A 17,432-nucleotide genomic window follows, 5' to 3' on the forward strand; every position below is an offset into this window, starting at 1 on the left:
CCCCCCCCCCCCCCCCCCCCCCCACACACACCCCCCCCCCCCAGATCTTAGCGAGTGACTGGAGTTCAGACGTGTGCTCTTCCGATCTCCCGGCAGGCCGGGCGCTGCGCGCGGGGTCGGGCCGCTGCGCGGCCCTCCGGTTGGGTGCGGTGTGCGTGCCTCTGGCTGGCGGTCTCGGGGTGGCTGGTGTCGGTACGTATGCCGGTCACGAGTCTCCCGCTCAGCGAGATCGTCGAGATCCATCGGATCCTCGACACGCACCACGCCGTCGGCAAGACCGTCGTGGACCTCTCCGACAACCCGCACCTGCCCCAGGAGGCGTGACCAGATGTCCACGACGCAGACGCCGACGCTGACGCTGATCGGCCCCGGTCGGCACGGCACAGCGATCGCAGGCCTGTTCGCCTCCCACGGCGTGAACATCAGCCTGTTCCACTACAAGCCGGCGAAGGCTGAGGCCGCCGCCCGGCGACTCCGACCGATCGCGCGGAATGCCCGCATCGACATAGCGACATCCCTGGAGGAAGCCGCCCAGGCATCCCCGTTCCTTGCCCTCACCACCCTCTGGGGCGCCCCGCAGCAGGCGGTGGTCTCTGCACTCGGGGACCTCCTGGACGGCAAGATCCTGATCGACGTCGCCAACCCGCTGGACGTCACGCCCACGGGCGTGCAGCTGCGGCGACCCGTGGAAGGGTCTGCGGGGCAGTACCTGGCGTCGCTCCTTCCGGCGAACGTGGGACACGTGAAGGCGTTCTCGAACCTCGCCACCGCCGCGGTCGCGAGCTCCGCGATCGCCGAGGCGAGCCCGAAGGCGGTCCTGCCGTACCTGGCCGACTCGGCGGAGACATCCGCGCAGGTCCGCCCGCTGCTGGCGCAGACCGGCTGGCAGCCCCGCTACGTCGGCACGCTCCGCAGCGCCCGCGACCTCGAGATCACCGGCACCTACAACCAGGTGTCCGGCCGGCTCGGACGCAACGTTCTCGACGTCGACGAGTTCACCGCCCGGTTCGGCCCCGAGCAGACGCCGGACGCCTGACGGCCGCGTGAGCCATCCGGCACACCGGGCGAAGCGGCGCCGAATCCCGGTCAGTCCCGTCGTGCAGGCGGGCTGAAGGCGTGCTCTGTCTTGATGGATGCCGTCGAATCGGACGCGAAGAACGCCAGGACGTCGCGGGCTCGTCGCGGGTCGGATGAGGTGGTCGCGACGGCGCCCGAGAACACGGTCTCGATGGCGCAGTCCGAAGGCAGGACACCGAGGATGCGCACCCCGGGTTGACCGACGAGCTCGCTGAGCTGCTGGAAGCCGAGGTCGACCTGGCCGTCGGCGAGCAGCCGGGCGACCGGGATGCCGGGTCGCGCCTGCACGAGACGATCGCCCACCTGGCCGGTGAGGCCCCAGTCGTCGATCGTGCGGACGAGCGCCGTGCCGCTCGGGCCGGTGGAGTAGCCGATGCGAGCGGCGGCGCGCAGGGCCTCGCGGACCCCGCGGGCGTCCGCGAACGCCGCCGTGTCGGGGCGGGCGGCGGGCGAGGGCGTGCCCGAGGGAACCGCGACCGCGACGCGCGAGAGCATGAGCGGTGTGACCGTCGCCGCGTCCACGTGGCCGTCTCCGGAGAGCCGGTCCAGAGCGTCGGCGGCGAGGAACACCAGATCGAGCTGCTCACCCCCGGCCACGCGCTGGGCGGCGTCCACTCCGCCGACGGACTCGATCTCGACGAGGGGCAACCCCCTGTCCGCTGCCGCCGTGGCCAGGTCGGCGAGGACCTGACGCGTCGCCATGGAGGAGATGGCTCTCACACGGCCGCCTCGAACGACTCGGCGTCGACCTCGCTCGTCCCGGTGGCGTTGTAGCGCGGCCCCGACACCGTGGCGGTGTCGATCAGCTCGCCCGCGCGCACGAGCACCGCGGGATCGACGACCGTGCCGAGAGAGCGCTGGTTCTCGCGCACGTGGTGCGCATCCGTGCTCCCGGGGATCGGCACGACGTGATCGCCGCGGGAGAGCAGCCACGCCAAGGCCAGCTGTGCCGGCGTGCGGCCGGCCTCGGCGGCGAGGGCTCGCCACGCGGGCAGCAACGCGGCGTTGGCGGCCCAGTGCTCCGGCTGGAAGCGCGGCATCGCGCGGCGGATGTCCTTCGGCGGCAACTGCTCCGGGTCGGTGATGGAGTCGGCGAGGTACCCGCGTCCGACCGGTGAGAACGCGACCAGCGCCACCCCGGCGTCACGGGTGGCGTCGAGGATGCCGAGCTCGGGATTGCGACTCCAGAGCGAGTACTCGTTCTGCACCGCGGCGATGGGCGCCGCCGCGAGCGCCTCCCGGAGACGGTCCACCGACACCTCCGACAGCCCGATGGCGCCGATCTTTCCCGCCGCCACCATCTCGGCCAGCGCCCCGACGCTCTCGGCGATCGGCACCTTCTTGTCCCACCGGTGCAGGTAGTAGAGATCGATGTGTTCGACGCCGAGCCGCCGCAGCGAGGCGTCGACCTGTGCGCGCAGCGTCTCGGGGCGCCCGTCGATGACCTTCACGCCGTCGACGAGCGCCATGCCGCCCTTGCTGGCCAGCACGACCTCGTCCCGACGCCCCGCGATCGCGCGCCCGACGAGCTCCTCGTTGCGGCCGCCGCCGTACAGCGTGGCGGTGTCGAGCAGCTGGACGCCGTCGTCGAGCGCGGAACGCACGAGCGCCACTCCGTCCTCGAGAGACGGAGGGGTGCCGTAGGCATGGCTGAGGGACATGCACCCGAGCCCCATGCGGGGAAGCCTCACGCGAGCTGCTCCTCGAGCGCGCCGAGCACGCGGTAGCAGTCGATGACCTGGCGGATCGACGAGTTCGGCTCGCGGCCCTCGCGGATCGCGCCGACGAACTCCCGGTCCTGCAGCTCGATGCCGTTGAGGCTGACGGCGACCTGCGAGACGTCGATCTGCTCGTCACGACCGTTGTAGAGGTCGTCGTAGCGCGCGATGTAGGTCTCGGTGTCGCCGATGTAGCGGAAGAACGTGCCGAACGGTCCGTTGTTGTTGAACGACAGCGACAGCGTGCAGATCGCGCCGGTCTCGCTCTTGAGCTGGATCGACATGTCCATCGCGATGCCGAGGTCGGGGTGGATCGGGCCCTGGATGGCGTTGGCCTGCACGATCCGACCCGCCTGGTAGGCGAACAGGTCGACCGTGTGTGCCGCATGGTGCCACAGCAGATGGTCGGTCCACGACCGCGCCTCGCCTTTCGCGTTCGTGTTCGTGCGGCGGAAGAAGTACGTCTGCACGTCCATCTGCTGCACCGCGAACTCGCCGGCCGCGATCCGGTTGTGCACCAGCTGATGCGACGGGTTGAACCGCCGCGTGTGCCCGACCATGGCGACCCGGTCGGAGGCGGATGCCGCGGCCAGGGTGGCCTCGGCATCCGCCAGCGAATCGGCGAGCGGGATCTCGACCTGCACGTGCTTGCCCGCGGCGAGCACCGCCTGCGTCTGATCCGCGTGCTGCTGCGTCGGCGTCGCGAGGATCACCGCGTCGACGTCGTCTCGCTCGAGCACGGCGTCGAGACCGAGCACGGCATTCGGCACGCCGTACTTCTCGGCCACCGACTCCGTGGGCTCGGGCCTGGTGCCGCTGACGACGGTCACCTCGGCGTCGGGGATGTTCGCGAGGCCGTCGAGGTGCTTCATGCCGAAGGCGCCGGCGGCGCCGACGACGGCGACGCGAACCTTGTCACTCATGCGTGGACTTCCTCCAGGGGGAGGCTCACACTCTCGGACTCGACGGGCCGCGGCGCGACGGGGTTGGTGACGACCAGGTGGCCGACGGCGGTGTTGGACGCCGGGACGTGGTAGAACCGGTGGTTCACCTCGGGCGCCCCGCCGCCGAACTGGTCGTCCATCGCCCCACGGGCGATGAGCCAGTCCACCAGCTCGATGCCCTCGGATCCGGCCTCGTCGACGTACTCCATGTGCGACCATTCGGTGAGGCCCAGCGGGTCGGCGATCAGGTGGTCGAGGAACGCGTTGTCCCACTCCTCGTTGATCAGTCCCGCGCGCGGGCCCTGCAGCTGGTGGCTCATCCCCCCGGTGCCCCAGATCTGCACGTTGAGCTCGGGACCGTCCCACTTGTCCAGCGCGCGACGGATCGCCTTGCCCAACTCGTAGCACCGACGCCCGGACGGAACCGGGTACTGCACGACGTTCACCGGAAGCGGGATGACCCGGCACGGCCACTCCTCGACGTCGCCGAACACCAGCGACAGCGGCACGGTCAGGCCGTGGTCGACGACCATCTCGTTGACGAGGGTGAGGTCGAAATCGTCCTGGATGACCGACTGGGCGATGTGCGCGGCGAGCTCGGGATACCCCTTCACGTCGGGCACCGGGCGCGGGCCGTAACCCTCGTCGGCGACGGGATAGTGCGCGCCCGTGCCCAGGACGAAGGTCGGGATGATGTTCGAGTCGAACGCCGTGGCGTGGTCGTTGTACACCAGGATGATGACGTCGGGCGTGTTCTCCTTGGCCCACTTCCGGGTCCACTGGTACCCGTCGAAGACCTTCTTCCAGTACGGCTCCTCGGTCTTGCCCAGGTCCATCGCGGCGCCGATCGCCGGCACGTGCGACGTGAACAGCGCCGACGTGAACTTCGCGGGGGCGTCCGGGCGCATCACCTCGGACTTCTCGTTCGAGGGCGGGGTCCACCCGTCGAGATCCTTCAGGCGCACGCCCTCGGGACGTCGGCCACCTCCGACCATCATGTCGCGGTACGCCGCCTCCGACATCCCGGTCATCGAGCCGGCCATCTGCTGGAAGCTCAGACCGTGCGTGGCGCCGATCTTGCTCAGGAAGTAGATGTTGCCGCCCTCGGCGATGCAGGTGTTCAGGTCGAGATCGAGCACCGCCTGACGCTGCACCGGGGTGAGGGGCCATTCGTCGAGGTACGCCTCGCGGTCGGCGAGGTAGCGCTCGCGGTTCTCGGGCTTCATGAGAGACATCGAGAACTGGTTGAGGTGGTAGCCCTTGCGGGCCTGCTCGGCATCGAAGATGGTCGTGCCGGGGATGTCCTTGTACGGCTTGTCGAGTGCCATGGTCATTCTCCTTCGGGCCAGTACAGCCGCGACGGGTTGTCGACGAGCAGCCTCTGCTGCAGTTCGGGGGTCGTCGCGATCTGTGGGATGTAGTCGACCAGCAGCCCGTCGTCAGGCATGTGGTCCTTGAGGTTGGGGTGGGGCCAGTCGGTGCCCCACAGCACGCGATCGGGGAACTCCTCGACCACGCGACGGGCGAACGGCACGACATCCGTATAGGCGTGCTGCTCGCCATTCAGCGCGCGCGGACCGGTGGCGCTGAGCCGCTCGGGGCACGACACCTTCGTCCACACGTTGGGGTTCTCGCGCATGAAGCGCAGGAACAGCTCGAACTCCGGACCCTCCGGGTCCTTCGTCACATCCGGACGCCCCATGTGGTCGACCACGACGTCCGTCGGGATCGCCGAGAAGAAGTCGTAGAGGTCGGGAAGGTCCTCGGCCTCGAAGTAGATGACGACATGCCACCCGAGGGGGGCGATCTTCTCCACGATCGCGTCGAGCGAGTCGGTCGGCACCCGGTCGACGAGGCGTTTGACGAAGTTGAACCGCACGCCGCGCACACCGGCCTCGTGCAGCTCGGCGAGCTCCTCGTCGGTCACGTCGCGACGAACCGTCGCGACCCCGCGGGCACGCCCCTTGCTGCGGCGCAGCGCGTCGACGAGCGCCCGGTTGTCGGCGCCGTGGCAGGTCGCCTGCACGATGACGTTCCGGTCGAAGCCGAGCTGGTCGCGCAGCGCGAACAGCTGCGCGGCCGACGCGTCGCACGGCGTGTACTTGCGCTCGGGGGCGTAGGGGAACTCCGCGCCGGGGCCGAACACGTGGCAGTGCGCGTCGACAGCGCCGGCGGGGAGCCGGAACGTCGGGGTCGTCGGGCCGTCGTACCAGTCCAGCCAACCGGGCGTCTTCTCGAAGCCGCCGCTGGTGTCGCCGTGCGCGATCGCCTGTGCGTGAGCCATCGTCAATCCTCCACGTACTCGAGGCCCGCGGCCGCCAGCGGCTCCCGCATGCCGTAGATGTCGAGACCGAGCACGCCCTCGCGGAACTTCTGGCGCTTGGCCTCCTCGTTGTCCTCGCGCTTCTGCGAGGCGTCGGCGACGGCGCCGACGAGCTCGCGGGGGACGACCACGACGCCGTCGACATCCGCGACCACCACGTCGCCGGGGTTCACCACGGCGTTCGCCACGACCACGGGGATGTTGACCGAGCCCAGCGTCGCCTTGACGGTGCCCTTCGCGCTGATGGCGCGGGAGAAGACCGGGAAGCCCATCTTCTCGAGGTCGGCGACGTCGCGGACGCCCCCGTCGATGACCAGGCCCTTGCAGCCCCGGGCGGTGAGGGAGGTGGCGAGCAGCTCGCCGAAGAAGCCGTCCTCGCTCTCCGTGGTGCAGCCGGCGACGATGACGTCGCCCTCCTGCACCTGCTCGGCGGCGACGTGGAACATCCAGTTGTCGCCGGGCTGCAGGAGCACCGTGACGGCCGGGCCGCACAGCGTCGCCCCGCTGTACGCCGGGCGGATGTACGGCCGCAGCAGGCCGACCCGGCCCATCGCCTCGTGGATCGTGGCGACCCCGAACCGCGAGAGCCGCGCGACGTCGGCGGAGTCGGGCCGCTCGATGCGCGTGCGGACGATGCCGAGGTCGTTCAGTCGCTGAGTCATCGGGTTCTCCAGGGTGAGGTCACAGGCCGCGGGCTCGCAGGGCGCGGTCCAGGCGCGGGTACACGCGGCGGGCGTTGCCTTCGAAGACCTGTCCGCGTCGTTCGTCGGTGAGGTTCCCGGTCGCATCCACGTATCGCTTCGTGTCGTCGAAGTAGTGGCCCGTGCGCGGGTCGACGTCGCGGACGGCGCCGATCATCTCGCTCGCGAAGAGGATGTTCTCGGTCGGGATGACCCCGGTGAGCAGGTCGATGCCCGGCTGGTGGTACACGCACGTGTCGAAGTACACGTTGCCCAGGAGGTGCTCCTCCAGCTCGGGCTTGCCGAGCGCCATCGCCAGGCCGCGGAAGCGTCCCCAGTGATAGGGCACCGCGCCGCCGCCGTGCGGGATGACGAGCTTCAGGTCGGGGAAGTCGCGGAACAGGTCGCCCTTGAGCAGCTGCATGAATGCCGTCGTGTCGGCACCCAGGTAGTGGTCGCCGGTGGTGTGGAACTGCGGCTTGCACGAGGTGCTCACGTGGATCATCGCGGGCAGCTCGTACTCGACGAGCTTCTCGTAGAGCGGATACCAGCTCTTGTCCGTCAGCAGCGGGGCGGTCCACAGTCCGCCGGACGGGTCGGGGTTGATGTTGACGGTCACGACGCCCAGATCGTTCACCGCCCGGTCGAGTTCGGCGAGGGTCGTCTTCGGGTCGACGCCCGGCGACTGCGGGAGCATCGCGCCCGGGAGGAAACGGTCGGGGAACAGCTGCGACACCCGCGCGACGAGGTCGTTGCAGATGCGCGCCCAGGTCTCGCTGACGGCGAGGTCGCCGAGGTGGTGGGCCATGAACGATGCACGGGGACTGAACACCGTGACATCGCTGCCGCGGTCGTCCATCAGCCGCAACTGGTTCGCCTCGATGGTCTCGCGGATGTCGTCATCGCTGATCCGCAGCGCGGCCGGGTCGGGCGCCTCGCCCGCGCCTTCCGCATACGCGATCTGCAGATCGCGCCACGCTCCCAGCTGCGCGGGGGCCGTGGTGTAGTGGCCATGGATGTCGATGATCAACGTGCGTCCTCGTCACTGTGATCGGGTCGGTGCCGGGTGGTGCGTGCCACGTCGGCAGCGGTGCCGGTGCTGTCACCCTGACTCTAGTTCGCTCTATGGGTATGGTCCAATAGATGTAGGAGCCGAACCGTATAGATGGGATCAATGCGATGTCGCTCACCGATCTCAACCAGTTGCGCACTTTCGTCGTGCTGTACGAGCTGCGCAGTCTGACCGCCGCCGCCGAGCGATTGCACGTCACGCAGCCGACGGTCAGCTACACGCTGAGGAGGTTGCGGCAGCGGTTCGGCGACGACCTGTTCCGCCGCCAGGGGAACGAGATGGTGCCGACCCCGCGTGCCCGGCAGCTGTTCGGACCGCTGCACGAGGCACTGTCGCGCATCGATGCCGTGGTGAGCGCGCCCGACGCCTTCGATCCCGCGAGCTTCGGCGGGGAGCTCTCGCTCGCGCTGACCTCGATCGGCGAGCAGACCTTCCTGCCGCCGATCATGCCGGTGCTCGCGAAGGAGGCGCCGGACCTTCACCTGCAGGTGCGGCGGCTGGACGCGGATCAGGTGGAAGACGGGCTCGTCCGGGGCACCATCGACCTGGCGATCACGGTGTCGTTGCTGGACTCGCCGCGGCTGTGGCGCACACCGGTGCGCGACGTGGAGTACGTGGCGCTGTCCTCGCGTGCCCATCCGCTGCCTCCGACCGCCGCGGACATGTTCGTCGGGCGCCGCTTCGTGCGGGTGTCCTCCCGCGGCGGCCACGTGTACCCGCTCCAGGCGATGATCGAACAGGGACTCATGCCGCAGGTGACGCTGACGGTCGAGGAGTACGCCACCGTGCCCGCGGTGCTCGAGGCGACCGATCTCGTCGTGCTGCTGCCGCGACACGTGGCCGAGGTGTTCTGCGGATGGTTCCCCGGTCTGCGCATCGCCGAGCTGCCGTGGCCGGGCCAGAGCACCCCGGTCGCGCTCTACACGCGACGCGAACTGAGCATGTCTCCCGCGCAGACGTGGTTCCGATCGGTGGTGCTGGATGCGGTGGCCGCCGACGACCACCGGCCGACCTAGCCGTTCTTGCGGTTCCAGCTTGCCTTCGCGGGCGCGAAAGGGCTGCGCACGTGGATCGACCAGTTCGAGTGCGGGTGGACGGAGAGGATCGCCCGTTCGAACCACGACCGGGCCTCGTCCGAGAGCTGCGGCAGCACCACGTCCTTGTCGAGGTCATCCTCCGGCCGCGGCCGCAACGCCTTCCAGACCAGCTGCACCTCGGGCGCACCGGTCGGAATGCCGTCGACCTCGAGCACGGCGCGATCCCACGGCAACTGCAGCCGCGGGTCTCGCCGGTACAGCCAGGCATGTTCCGTCCCATCCTCGACGTTCACCTGAAGCACCCAGGCGCCGGAGCGCTCGTCCTGAATCCGCACCGGCTGCACATCGGCATCGTCGGGCGCGTCGGCCCAGGGGATGACGGCGTCCTCCCCCGCAGGCGCCCAGGCGGTGAAACCGGCAGGCAACGCCCGGACCAGCTGCGGCAGCCCGCCTTGGGTGGTGCTCACGTCCGTGTTCGGCCGTTCGCGGATCGTCCGGCCCAGCCAGTGCTCCAGGGCCACCCCGCCCGACAGCCACCAGCGGGCGCTACCGACCCGAAGGAGCTCAGCGACAGCATGAGGCGTGAGGGGCTCCCAAGCCGTTGCAGCATCCGGAACAGAAACCATGAGCCGAGGCTACCGCCGTCGCGTCAGGCAGGGGACCAACCATCGCCGCAACACCGTCGACGCGAGCCGTGTCATCCTGAGCGCATGGCGAACTCGCCCTCCAGCGACTCGATGATCGACCGCATCGTGCGCGTCCTCGAGACGTTCACAGCTGATCGTTCGGTGCAGTCGGCCAGTCAGATCGGGCGCCGAGCGGCGCTGCCGTCGTCCACCGCGCACCGGATCGTGGACGAGCTGGTCGACGCCGGACTGCTCGGACGCGACGAGGACCGCCGCGTCCACCTGGGAATGCGCTTGTGGGAACTGGCCCTCCGCGGGTCGACCGCGCTACGTCTGCGCCAGGCGGCGCTCCCCTATATGGAGCGCGTGCAGACGCACATCCGCCAGCACACCCAACTCGCCGTTCTCGAACAGGACGAAGCACTGTTCCTCGAACGCCTTTCGCACCCCGACGCCGGTGCGAACATCACACGGATCGCTGGGCGGCTACCGCTGCACGCCTCCTCGTCGGGCCTCGTCCTGCTCGCGCACGCTCCCGCCGATCTCCGCGAACGCGTGCTCGCCCAGCCGTTGCGCGCTCTCGCACCCGAGACGGTGACCGATCCCGGACGTCTACGCCGTCTCCTCGCTGGCGTGCGTCGCGATGGCGTGGCGATCGCGCAAGGTTCGATCGAATCCGTCTCGACCGGCGTGGCCGTGCCGATCCGCGACGCAGGTGAAGTCGTCGCCGCGCTTTCCGTGGTGCTACCACGACAAGCGCCGCACACGGCGGCGATCATCGCTCTGCGAGAAGCCGTGACCGGCATCGAGGCCACGCTGCGGTCCCCCCGATAGTCGGCGTCTCCCGTTCAACGGGAATGCGGCGTTCGACCGTCTGAACCGGGTTCACACTGAGCGAGGCATCCGTTGTCACGTCGAAGGAGACGCCCCAATGTCCACCATCCGCACCCGCGTCGCCATCGTCGGCGCTGGACCCGCCGGACTGCTGCTGTCGCATCTGCTCGCGGCGTCCGGCCTCGAGTCAGTCGTCATCGATCAGCGTTCCCGTGAAGAGATCGAGACCACGATCCGGGCAGGCATCCTCGAACAGGGCACCGTCGAGGTGCTCGACACGCTCGGCGCGTTCAGCCGCGCCCGCACCCTGGGAGACCGCCACGACGGCATCGAGCTCCGCTTCGCCGGCAGCGGACACCGCATCGACTTCGCCGACCTCGTCGGCCGCGGTGTGTGGCTGTACCCGCAGCACGAAGTCCTGAAGGATCTCATCGCCGCGCGGCTCTCCAGTGGCCAAGACCTGCGCTTCGGCGTGACGGCGCATCGTATCGAGGACCCCGCGTCCGACCGCCCACGCGTCATCGCCACCGGCGCAGACGGATCGCCTCTCGAGATCGAGGCCGAGTTCGTCGTCGGCGCCGACGGGTCACGCAGTGTCGTGCGGGAGGCCGTAACCGGTTCCCACACAGGCGGGCACTTCCGCGAGTACCCGTTCGCCTGGTTCGGCATCCTCTGCGAGGCGCCGCCCAGCGCCGACGAGCTCATCTACAGCAACTCCCCCGATGGCTTCGCGCTCATCAGCCAGCGAAGCACCACCGTGCAGCGCATGTACTTCCAATGCGATCCCCGCACCGACCCCAGCACCCTCACCGAGGAGCAACTGTGGGAAGAACTGCAGAAGCGGGTGCCGGGGACGACGCTCAAGGAAGGCCCCGTCTTCCAACGCGACGTGCTGCGATTCCGGAGCTTCGTCGCCCTCGAACTGCTTCGCGGCCGCCTCGCACTCATCGGCGACGCCGCCCATACCGTGCCGCCCACCGGCGCGAAAGGCATGAACCTTGCCGTAGCCGACGTCCTCGTTCTCGAGCGCGCGCTGCGCGCGCTTCTGCTCGAGAGGGACAGCCGCCTCGTCGAGGCCTTCCCCGAGACGGCGCTGCACCGCATCTGGAAGGCCCAGCACTTCTCCTGGTGGATGACCAGCATGCTTCACGTCGCCCCCGATGCAAGGGACTTCGACCGCCTCCGCCAGCTCGGAGAGCTCCAATCCGTCGTCGAGTCCGAAGCCGGCCGCCGCTTCCTCGCCGAGGCATACACCGGCTGGCCCCTCCACACCCTCACCTGAGCCGGCGCTCACGGTTCGGACCAGAGGGTGCGGCACCCGCGGGTCGGCGTCAGTCCAGCCAGCCGGGGACCGCGGGAACCACCGGGTAGTCGATCGCAGGCGCGTCGCCAACGATGGGATCCATGCGGATCCGGCTCAGTCGCATGAAGGCGATGCGCCAGCCGGACTCGGTGAGTCGGTAGAGCTCCTCGTAGTAGCCATATCCCCGCATCCCCCTCTGTTCCGGCACGGTGATCCCCATATACCCTCGTGACCCGCGTGGCCACGTCAGATAGTCGGTCATGGCCCAGCGCCCGCGAGCCGAGAAGTCATCGATCCGCCGAAACTGCGGCATGAACCCGTGATGGACGCTGACGACCTCTTCGGTCATGTTGCGCATCAGGTTCTCCACGAACGTGTCGGGGTCGGGCGCGGCGGCCCACAGTCCTTCGAAGACGCAGTCGTCCACGAAGAGTCCGCGCAGTTCGTCCCACTGCTTCAGGTCGACGTAGTGAAAATAGCGTGCCTTCAGGTCGCGGAGCTCCTCTGCCACGGTGGGGGTGACCGCACGTACTCGGGGCATCGAGAAACCATCCTCGCTCTTCACGGCGCCTGGGTACTTCCTCTACTGCTCGTCGATCTCGAAGTCGACCGAGGCGATCTGCTCCGAGATCGCTCCGGAGAGAGGGAAGAGCGGCAGATGCGCGGGGTGCGTCGCGTAGGCACGGACATCGTCGAGGGTGCGGAAGTCGGCGACGAGTGCATAGTCCCATGCGCGTTCGCTGCGCATCACGTCGGGGCCGTGTGACAGTCGGACCAGGCCGGGAATCTTTCCGAGCAGACCATCGAGCAGGTCGCGCCACTCCTCGAGCACGGCAGGATCATGGTTCGCTGCGAACGAGAAGAACACGACGTGACGGATCATCGTGCCCCGGCTCCGTCGGCAAGGCTCAGGTCGCCGATCGACGCGCCGCTGGCGGTACGCCCGAGAAGGTAGGCCATGGTCATGATCGGACCGAGCGTGGCGCCGGCGCCGGGGTAGCCGGCGGCGAAGGCGTTCTCGGAGGCGTTGCCGACCGCAAACAGGCCGCGTATGGCATCGCCGTCTGCGTCGAGGACCCTTCCGAGGCCGTCGGTGGCGATCCCTCCGCTGGTGCCGAAGCAGCCGTTCACCACGGCGAGAGCGTAGTAGGGGCCTTGCTCGAGCGGTGCGAGGCTGGGATTGGGATACGGGTTCTGTTCGTCTCCCCAGTAGCGGTCGTACGCGCTCGCACCGCGGTGGAAGTCCGGATCCTCCCCACGGGCGGCGTGCTCGTTGAATCGCGCGACCGTCTCGGCCAGCGCCTGGGCGGGAACGTCGATCTTCCCGGCGAGCTCTCCGAGGGTTGCTCCTTCGACGAGCCAGTCGGGAGTCGGCTCCTGGCGTGCATCGACCAATGTCGGAGGCCTCCCGTAGCCTGTAAATGTCACATTCACTAGCCAACGTTCCGGGAGGACACCATGGCCACCACACCGACCACCATCAAGGCGGGCACCCCGCGCGACTTCCTCGGCCTCGTGCCCGCGCTGCTCGGCTTCACCCCGCAGGACTCGCTCGTGCTCGTGCCCTTCGAGGCGTCGCGCACGATCGGGGCGATGCGACTCGACCTCGACGCGGATGCCGCGACGCTCGCGCACACCAGCCTCGGGCTGGTCTGCCGAGTGCCGCGCGTGACCGGGGTAGCCGCCGTGATCTACGCCGCCGAGGACGCCGACAGCACCCGCGATCTCGGCCAGCAGATCGCCGATGTCGCCGACCGGCAGGGACTGCACCTGGTGGACGTGCTCTACGTCGCCAGCGACGGCTACGGCAGCCACCTGACCGGCGAGGCACCGCGCCCCGTCGCCGAGATCGCGACCCCGGACGCGCTGCGCGAGAAGGTCGCAGCATCCCAGACCGCCGGGGCGAGCATCCCCGACGCCGACCCGGCGCGTGCCGCCCGGATCGCGTTCGCGGCCGCGCGGATGGACGACGATGCCCTCGCGGACTTCGTCGCCGTCGCGGAGGACGCCCTGACCGGTGACCCCGCCGACCTCGACACCCGCCAGGCTGCGATCCTGCTCACCGGCATCGGCATCCCGCTGTGGCGTGACGTGGCCCTCATCCAGTGGGCCACCGACCGCGGCAACGGCACCCGTGCCCTGGCCGCGCAGATCGGCCACTCGATCATGGGCGCACCCGTCCCCGAGAGCATCGCCCGCACCCTCTACGGGCAGGGCGATCGTCCCGACGCCGACCGGCTGACGGCGGGCCTCGCGCTCGTGCGCCACCTTGCCGCCTACGCCGACGACCAGCAGCGCCCCAACCTGCTCGCCGCCGCCGCGTGGCTGTCCTGGGCGCTGGGCCGCTCCACTCACGCCGCCGTCTACACCGACCGCGCCCTCGCGATCGACCCCGACCACGGCATGAGCCAGATCGTCGCGACCCTCTGCTCGGCAGCAGTTTTGCCCGACTGGGCGTTCTCCCGCTGAGCGCACCGAGTGCCCCGCCGGGCATCCCGGCGGGGCACTCCCCTGTCACCGTGCCGCACTCGCGATGTCCCCGCGCGATGTCGGAGGCCGCCCGTATCCTGTGAATGTCACATTCACTAGCCAACATTCCGGGAGGACACCATGACCGACACCATCAACAACGTCCACGACATCCGCGCAGCCGTCGAGCGCGCAATGCGCCACCACGCGCCGCTGCGCGCCGAGTTCGATGCCGGGTGGACAACGATCGAGCCCGACGAGCTGCGGCAGGCATGGGACGACTACAGCCTCAGTGACCCGTTCACCCTCGACCCGGCCATGCCGACCCTGCTCGCCCGTATCGAGGCTGACCACCCGAACGGAGACACCCGAATCTGGGTACCCCTCGGCGGACAAGGCGACCCCGACTACCTGGATGTCGTCGTGGTCACAAACCGCACCGTCTCCCGGTACACCGTGCGCGACGGCCAGATCGAGCACCCCTGCACCCTCCCCGAGGATTGCCCCCGCACCAACACCGCCGAGCGCACATGGAGGCAAGCGGCGAGCGCCACTCGCGCCGCGATCCTCGACCTCAACTCCGCCGCCAACAACACCGAGTACCTGCGCGGGCAGATCGAGACGTACCTGGCAGTATTCGGCCGATTCGAGCCGGGGGCCGATGCCGATGCCAAGCGCGAGCGCGTCACCGCCGAGATCACCGCGGCGATCGCCCGTCAGTGAGTCCGCCGGGCGGGCGCACCCATCGGCGCCGCCCGCCCGGCCAATGTCGGAGGCCACACGTAGCCTGTGAATGTCACATTCACCGTCGAGAGTCCAAGGAGGACGCCATGACCGAACCCACCACCCTGCTCACCCGCACACCCGGCGACACGTTCCGGTTCCGCGGCACCGAGTACGTGCTGATCGACTTCGCCCGCACCAAGGCGAAGATCGCCCCGGCCGCTGACCCCGGCAAGGTCTACACGCTCGCCCGCACCGCGACCGTCGAGCCGACTGGACACAGCGACGACGCGCTCGCCGCCGCACTACAGGCATCCGCTGTCGCTCCGCCGACCCTGACCCCCGGAGCCCGCGTGCGCATCGTCACCAACCCCCGCACCACCCGCGACGGGCTGGCCGGAGTCGAGACGATCATCGTGCGCACCAACCCCAAGACGTACACGCTCGCCAACGGCTGGCGCGTCAGCCCCGGACTGGTCGAAGCCGTCTGACCCCTCGCCGCCGCCGGACGCGCACACAACCCCGGCGGCGGCGAGCACCACCCCACCCCGAGGGGAGCCGGCGATTGCCACTCCCCTCGGCGGGAGGGACTCGAGATCGACACCCGCCGCGCGCTCGCCGTAGGCCCGCGCGCACCATCCAGGAGGACACCATGACCACCACCGACACCGCGGCCACCGCCACGGCCCGCATCCCCGCCGACGACCTGATCGACCGGCTGTGGAGCCTCATGCACGAGATCGAAGCAGCCGACTTCCCCGCGCTGCGCATCGTCGAGCTCGACGAGCCGACCGACTACGGCGAGCGCACCGTGCTGTGGTGCCCGCGGTGCGATCAGCACGTCAACGTCGAGGACGGCTACCTGCGCGCGATCGACGTGGACGTGCGCTACAACAGCGTCGGCCAGATCAACCCCACCGAGCGCACCCTGCCGATCTACGAGGCCGATCCTGACCCCGGCGACGTTCTCGTGTACCTGCACCAGACCGACGAGCACGGCGAACACGGCGTGCGACTCCCCGACGCCTGGCAGGGCGTCTGGAAGGCATAGCGGCATCTACCGCGTGAGCGCCCCACACCCCACCGTTGGGGCGCTCACGCGCACCGCCGCCGCCGCTGTAGGGAACGGCGCGACTTGTCCACCGCGCGCACGTCAGAGCCGGCTATCGACTCGAGAAATGTCCACGTGCTGCAGCGTCATCGTTGCGTGAAGATGTCCACTTCCCCTTTGGGACGAGCGTCCGCAAGCGGATCCCTCAGCGTGAATGGTTCGTTCGGGGATTGCCTTCGTCCGTGACAGCTGGTTGGTGACCAGATCGACCGAATCATCAAACGAGCGCGCAAGGGGGCGCCTGTCTAGGCTGCTGATTTGAGACTTGTGGCGAGGGTGGTGGTTACGGCGACGCTGCCGTGCAGCGTGCGGTGGACCGGGCAGCGATCCGCGATGGTGAGGAGCGAGTCGTGCTGTGCGGGGGTGAGCGTTCCCTGGATCGAGATTGTTCGGGTGATGTGGTCGACGTGCCTTGTTTGTGTGGCGCAGTTCGCGCAGTCCTCGGCATGAATGCGCGAGTGGGTTAGTTCCACGCTGATTCTTCCGATGGACCACTGCTTGCGTTCTGCGTACATCCGCAGGGTCATCGACGTGCACGCACCCAGAGCCGCGAGTAGATATTCGTAGGGGGATGGGCCGGAGTCTGCGCCGATCGGCTCGGGCTCGTCGGCGGTCAGCTCGTGGCGCGACGTTTTCACGGCTTGACCGTAGGGGCCGTGCCCGTTCTCGGCGACGCGGACGACCCCTTGTTCGGGCCATTTGTCCGCGGGGCGGGGCGACGGATGCACGATGCTGGCCGGGGCTGTGACGTAGCGGCTGGCCCAGGCTCCGATGACTCCGGCGGCGAACTCCGCGTCGCGTCGCGCTGTCAGCAGGTGGTCAGCGCCGTCGAGGGCGACGAATGACTTGGGATGGGGGGCTGAGTCGAAGATCTCGCGGGCGTTTTCGACGGGCACGATGCGATCGACAGGAGAATGCATGACCAGCAGAGCGGCATCGAGCTGGTTGATGGCACCCCGCTGCTGCTGATCGGCGAGATCTCGCAGCAGGTCGTTGCCGACGCGGAAGGGTCGCCCGCCCAGGTCCACCCACGCTGAGCCTGTCGCGGCGATTTCGGCCGTGTGTCCGTCGACGAATCGGAGTACGTGGCGTGGGTCGGCGGGGGCGCCGATCGTGGCGACGGCGGTTACTTCGGGGATGCGGCTGGCGGCGGCGAGTACGGCGGCGCCACCGAGGGAGTGGCCGATCAGAAGGCTGGGAGCGGCGTAGTGGACACGAAGGTGGTCGGCGGCGGCGATGAGGTCGCCGACGTTGGACGTGAAGGTTGTGTCGGCGAATTCGCCGCCCGACTGTCCCAGTCCGGTGAAATCGAAGCGCAGGACCGCGATGCCGTGTTCTGTCAGTGCCCGTGAGATTCGAGCGGCCGCGACGGAGTCCTTGCCGCAGGTGAAGCAATGCGCGAACAGAGCGTATGCGACGGGCGTGGCGGGAGGTGACTCGAGCCGACCTGCCAGGGTGTGTCCGTGTGTGCCGGGAAACTCAATGAGCTTCTGGTCGGCGAGGCGGCTGCTCATG

Annotated in this window: 21 protein-coding genes; 9 read left to right on the top strand and 12 right to left on the bottom strand. The window is 69.2% G+C overall.

Features of this window, described 5'->3' with window-relative positions:
- The first annotated feature begins 198 nt into the window (after nucleotides 1–198).
- Both AC3ENX_RS14075 and AC3ENX_RS14080 read left to right on the top strand, forming a co-directional pair.
- The gene (locus AC3ENX_RS14075; protein WP_434812383.1) at nucleotides 199–324 is read left to right on the top strand and encodes a hypothetical protein; all 126 of its coding nucleotides are present in this window, start codon (nucleotides 199–201) and stop codon (nucleotides 322–324) included.
- 4 nt (nucleotides 325–328) lie between these two features.
- A complete protein-coding gene (locus tag AC3ENX_RS14080) occupies nucleotides 329–1,036 on the top strand; it encodes an NADPH-dependent F420 reductase (RefSeq protein WP_005052154.1) in 708 nt (235 codons plus the stop codon).
- 50 nt (nucleotides 1,037–1,086) lie between these two features.
- Here AC3ENX_RS14080 and AC3ENX_RS14085 read toward each other — a convergent pair whose 3' ends face one another.
- From AC3ENX_RS14085 to AC3ENX_RS14115, 7 genes are read right to left on the bottom strand one after another with little or no spacing between them, the layout of a single operon-like run.
- Nucleotides 1,087–1,797 carry a substrate-binding domain-containing protein gene (locus AC3ENX_RS14085; protein WP_005052156.1) on the bottom strand — a complete coding sequence of 237 codons (711 nt, stop codon included), beginning with the start codon at nucleotides 1,795–1,797 and terminating at the stop codon, nucleotides 1,087–1,089.
- Entirely contained in the window at nucleotides 1,794–2,753 is a 960-nt protein-coding gene (locus tag AC3ENX_RS14090; protein WP_052323122.1) for an aldo/keto reductase, read from the bottom strand. Before AC3ENX_RS14090 ends, AC3ENX_RS14085 begins: the two co-directional genes overlap by 4 nt.
- An 11-nt stretch (nucleotides 2,754–2,764) precedes the next feature.
- Nucleotides 2,765–3,718, bottom strand: a complete 954-nt coding sequence (locus tag AC3ENX_RS14095) for a Gfo/Idh/MocA family oxidoreductase (RefSeq protein ID WP_005052163.1) — start codon at nucleotides 3,716–3,718, stop codon at nucleotides 2,765–2,767.
- Nucleotides 3,715–5,067, bottom strand: a complete 1,353-nt coding sequence (locus tag AC3ENX_RS14100) for a protocatechuate 4,5-dioxygenase subunit alpha/beta (RefSeq protein ID WP_005052165.1) — start codon at nucleotides 5,065–5,067, stop codon at nucleotides 3,715–3,717. The genes AC3ENX_RS14095 and AC3ENX_RS14100 overlap by 4 nt, the downstream gene beginning before the upstream one ends.
- Before the next feature lie 2 nt (nucleotides 5,068–5,069).
- Complete coding sequence (locus AC3ENX_RS14105) at nucleotides 5,070–6,023, bottom strand: amidohydrolase family protein (RefSeq protein ID WP_005052167.1); 954 nt, start codon at nucleotides 6,021–6,023, stop codon at nucleotides 5,070–5,072.
- A 2-nt stretch (nucleotides 6,024–6,025) separates the two neighbouring features.
- Entirely contained in the window at nucleotides 6,026–6,724 is a 699-nt protein-coding gene (gene ligK / locus AC3ENX_RS14110) for a 4-carboxy-4-hydroxy-2-oxoadipate aldolase/oxaloacetate decarboxylase (RefSeq protein ID WP_005052171.1), read from the bottom strand.
- A gap of 19 nt (nucleotides 6,725–6,743) precedes the next feature.
- A complete protein-coding gene (locus tag AC3ENX_RS14115) occupies nucleotides 6,744–7,772 on the bottom strand; it encodes an amidohydrolase family protein (protein ID WP_005052173.1) in 1,029 nt (342 codons plus the stop codon).
- A 149-nt stretch (nucleotides 7,773–7,921) separates the two neighbouring features.
- Here AC3ENX_RS14115 and AC3ENX_RS14120 point away from each other — a divergent pair, with 149 nt between their 5' ends.
- Nucleotides 7,922–8,830: a LysR family transcriptional regulator gene (locus tag AC3ENX_RS14120; protein WP_005052175.1), complete on the top strand. Its 909-nt coding sequence runs from the start codon at nucleotides 7,922–7,924 to the stop codon at nucleotides 8,828–8,830.
- Here AC3ENX_RS14120 and AC3ENX_RS14125 read toward each other — a convergent pair.
- Nucleotides 8,827–9,477, bottom strand: a complete 651-nt coding sequence (locus AC3ENX_RS14125) for a hypothetical protein (protein ID WP_005052177.1) — start codon at nucleotides 9,475–9,477, stop codon at nucleotides 8,827–8,829. The two genes, AC3ENX_RS14120 and AC3ENX_RS14125, sit on opposite strands and share 4 nt — an antisense overlap.
- 84 nt (nucleotides 9,478–9,561) lie before the next feature.
- On the opposite strand from AC3ENX_RS14125, the gene AC3ENX_RS14130 reads away from it, so the two are divergent.
- Nucleotides 9,562–10,311, top strand: a complete 750-nt coding sequence (locus tag AC3ENX_RS14130) for an IclR family transcriptional regulator (protein ID WP_005052180.1) — start codon at nucleotides 9,562–9,564, stop codon at nucleotides 10,309–10,311.
- Between the two features lie 97 nt (nucleotides 10,312–10,408).
- Nucleotides 10,409–11,593 carry a 4-hydroxybenzoate 3-monooxygenase gene (locus AC3ENX_RS14135; protein WP_005052183.1) on the top strand — a complete coding sequence of 395 codons (1,185 nt, stop codon included), beginning with the start codon at nucleotides 10,409–10,411 and terminating at the stop codon, nucleotides 11,591–11,593.
- A gap of 49 nt (nucleotides 11,594–11,642) precedes the next feature.
- Here AC3ENX_RS14135 and AC3ENX_RS14140 read toward each other — a convergent pair whose 3' ends face one another.
- The 3 genes from AC3ENX_RS14140 to AC3ENX_RS14150 are packed head-to-tail and all read right to left on the bottom strand — an operon-like array spanning nucleotide 11,643 to nucleotide 13,009.
- A complete protein-coding gene (locus tag AC3ENX_RS14140) occupies nucleotides 11,643–12,179 on the bottom strand; it encodes a nuclear transport factor 2 family protein (RefSeq protein WP_052323124.1) in 537 nt (178 codons plus the stop codon).
- An 18-nt stretch (nucleotides 12,180–12,197) separates the two neighbouring features.
- Complete coding sequence (locus AC3ENX_RS14145) at nucleotides 12,198–12,497, bottom strand: Dabb family protein (protein WP_005052188.1); 300 nt, start codon at nucleotides 12,495–12,497, stop codon at nucleotides 12,198–12,200.
- Complete coding sequence (locus tag AC3ENX_RS14150) at nucleotides 12,494–13,009, bottom strand: FAD-binding protein (RefSeq protein WP_005052190.1); 516 nt, start codon at nucleotides 13,007–13,009, stop codon at nucleotides 12,494–12,496. The genes AC3ENX_RS14145 and AC3ENX_RS14150 overlap by 4 nt, the downstream gene beginning before the upstream one ends.
- 63 nt (nucleotides 13,010–13,072) lie before the next feature.
- On the opposite strand from AC3ENX_RS14150, the gene AC3ENX_RS14155 reads away from it, so the two are divergent.
- The 4 genes from AC3ENX_RS14155 (at nucleotide 13,073) to AC3ENX_RS14170 (ending at nucleotide 15,857) form a co-directional block, all read left to right on the top strand.
- Nucleotides 13,073–14,083 (top strand): DUF4192 family protein, encoded by a 1,011-nt coding sequence (locus AC3ENX_RS14155; protein ID WP_434812384.1) that lies wholly within the window; start codon nucleotides 13,073–13,075, stop codon nucleotides 14,081–14,083.
- A gap of 141 nt (nucleotides 14,084–14,224) precedes the next feature.
- Nucleotides 14,225–14,806 carry a hypothetical protein gene (locus tag AC3ENX_RS14160; RefSeq protein ID WP_434812385.1) on the top strand — a complete coding sequence of 194 codons (582 nt, stop codon included), beginning with the start codon at nucleotides 14,225–14,227 and terminating at the stop codon, nucleotides 14,804–14,806.
- 107 nt (nucleotides 14,807–14,913) lie between these two features.
- On the top strand, nucleotides 14,914–15,297 hold the full coding sequence (locus AC3ENX_RS14165) for a hypothetical protein (protein ID WP_434812386.1): 384 nt from the start codon (nucleotides 14,914–14,916) through the stop codon (nucleotides 15,295–15,297).
- A gap of 161 nt (nucleotides 15,298–15,458) precedes the next feature.
- Nucleotides 15,459–15,857 carry a hypothetical protein gene (locus tag AC3ENX_RS14170; protein ID WP_434812387.1) on the top strand — a complete coding sequence of 133 codons (399 nt, stop codon included), beginning with the start codon at nucleotides 15,459–15,461 and terminating at the stop codon, nucleotides 15,855–15,857.
- A 305-nt stretch (nucleotides 15,858–16,162) separates the two neighbouring features.
- On the opposite strand, the gene AC3ENX_RS14175 is transcribed toward AC3ENX_RS14170, so the two are convergent.
- Nucleotides 16,163–17,431 carry a bifunctional alpha/beta hydrolase/OsmC family protein gene (locus tag AC3ENX_RS14175; RefSeq protein ID WP_434812388.1) on the bottom strand — a complete coding sequence of 423 codons (1,269 nt, stop codon included), beginning with the start codon at nucleotides 17,429–17,431 and terminating at the stop codon, nucleotides 16,163–16,165.
- Nucleotide 17,432: the final 1 nt, after the last annotated feature.

This window comes from Microbacterium sp. bgisy189, assembly GCF_057707225.1.

What these genes read in the sequence shown, in the direction of transcription:
- AC3ENX_RS14075 (WP_434812383.1), top strand. Translation starts at nt 199, where the DNA reads ATGCCGGTCACGAGTCTCCCGCTCAGCGAGATCGTCGAGATCCATCGG.
- AC3ENX_RS14080 (WP_005052154.1), top strand. Translation starts at nt 329, where the DNA reads ATGTCCACGACGCAGACGCCGACGCTGACGCTGATCGGCCCCGGTCGG.
- AC3ENX_RS14090 (WP_052323122.1), bottom strand. Translation starts at nt 2,753, where the DNA reads ATGGGGCTCGGGTGCATGTCCCTCAGCCATGCCTACGGCACCCCTCCG.
- AC3ENX_RS14095 (WP_005052163.1), bottom strand. Translation starts at nt 3,718, where the DNA reads ATGAGTGACAAGGTTCGCGTCGCCGTCGTCGGCGCCGCCGGCGCCTTC.
- AC3ENX_RS14100 (WP_005052165.1), bottom strand. Translation starts at nt 5,067, where the DNA reads ATGGCACTCGACAAGCCGTACAAGGACATCCCCGGCACGACCATCTTC.
- AC3ENX_RS14105 (WP_005052167.1), bottom strand. Translation starts at nt 6,023, where the DNA reads ATGGCTCACGCACAGGCGATCGCGCACGGCGACACCAGCGGCGGCTTC.
- ligK (WP_005052171.1), bottom strand. Translation starts at nt 6,724, where the DNA reads ATGACTCAGCGACTGAACGACCTCGGCATCGTCCGCACGCGCATCGAG.
- AC3ENX_RS14120 (WP_005052175.1), top strand. Translation starts at nt 7,922, where the DNA reads ATGTCGCTCACCGATCTCAACCAGTTGCGCACTTTCGTCGTGCTGTAC.
- AC3ENX_RS14125 (WP_005052177.1), bottom strand. Translation starts at nt 9,477, where the DNA reads ATGGTTTCTGTTCCGGATGCTGCAACGGCTTGGGAGCCCCTCACGCCT.
- AC3ENX_RS14130 (WP_005052180.1), top strand. Translation starts at nt 9,562, where the DNA reads ATGGCGAACTCGCCCTCCAGCGACTCGATGATCGACCGCATCGTGCGC.
- AC3ENX_RS14135 (WP_005052183.1), top strand. Translation starts at nt 10,409, where the DNA reads ATGTCCACCATCCGCACCCGCGTCGCCATCGTCGGCGCTGGACCCGCC.
- AC3ENX_RS14145 (WP_005052188.1), bottom strand. Translation starts at nt 12,497, where the DNA reads ATGATCCGTCACGTCGTGTTCTTCTCGTTCGCAGCGAACCATGATCCT.
- AC3ENX_RS14155 (WP_434812384.1), top strand. Translation starts at nt 13,073, where the DNA reads ATGGCCACCACACCGACCACCATCAAGGCGGGCACCCCGCGCGACTTC.
- AC3ENX_RS14160 (WP_434812385.1), top strand. Translation starts at nt 14,225, where the DNA reads ATGACCGACACCATCAACAACGTCCACGACATCCGCGCAGCCGTCGAG.
- AC3ENX_RS14165 (WP_434812386.1), top strand. Translation starts at nt 14,914, where the DNA reads ATGACCGAACCCACCACCCTGCTCACCCGCACACCCGGCGACACGTTC.
- AC3ENX_RS14170 (WP_434812387.1), top strand. Translation starts at nt 15,459, where the DNA reads ATGACCACCACCGACACCGCGGCCACCGCCACGGCCCGCATCCCCGCC.
- AC3ENX_RS14175 (WP_434812388.1), bottom strand. Translation starts at nt 17,431, where the DNA reads ATGAGCAGCCGCCTCGCCGACCAGAAGCTCATTGAGTTTCCCGGCACA.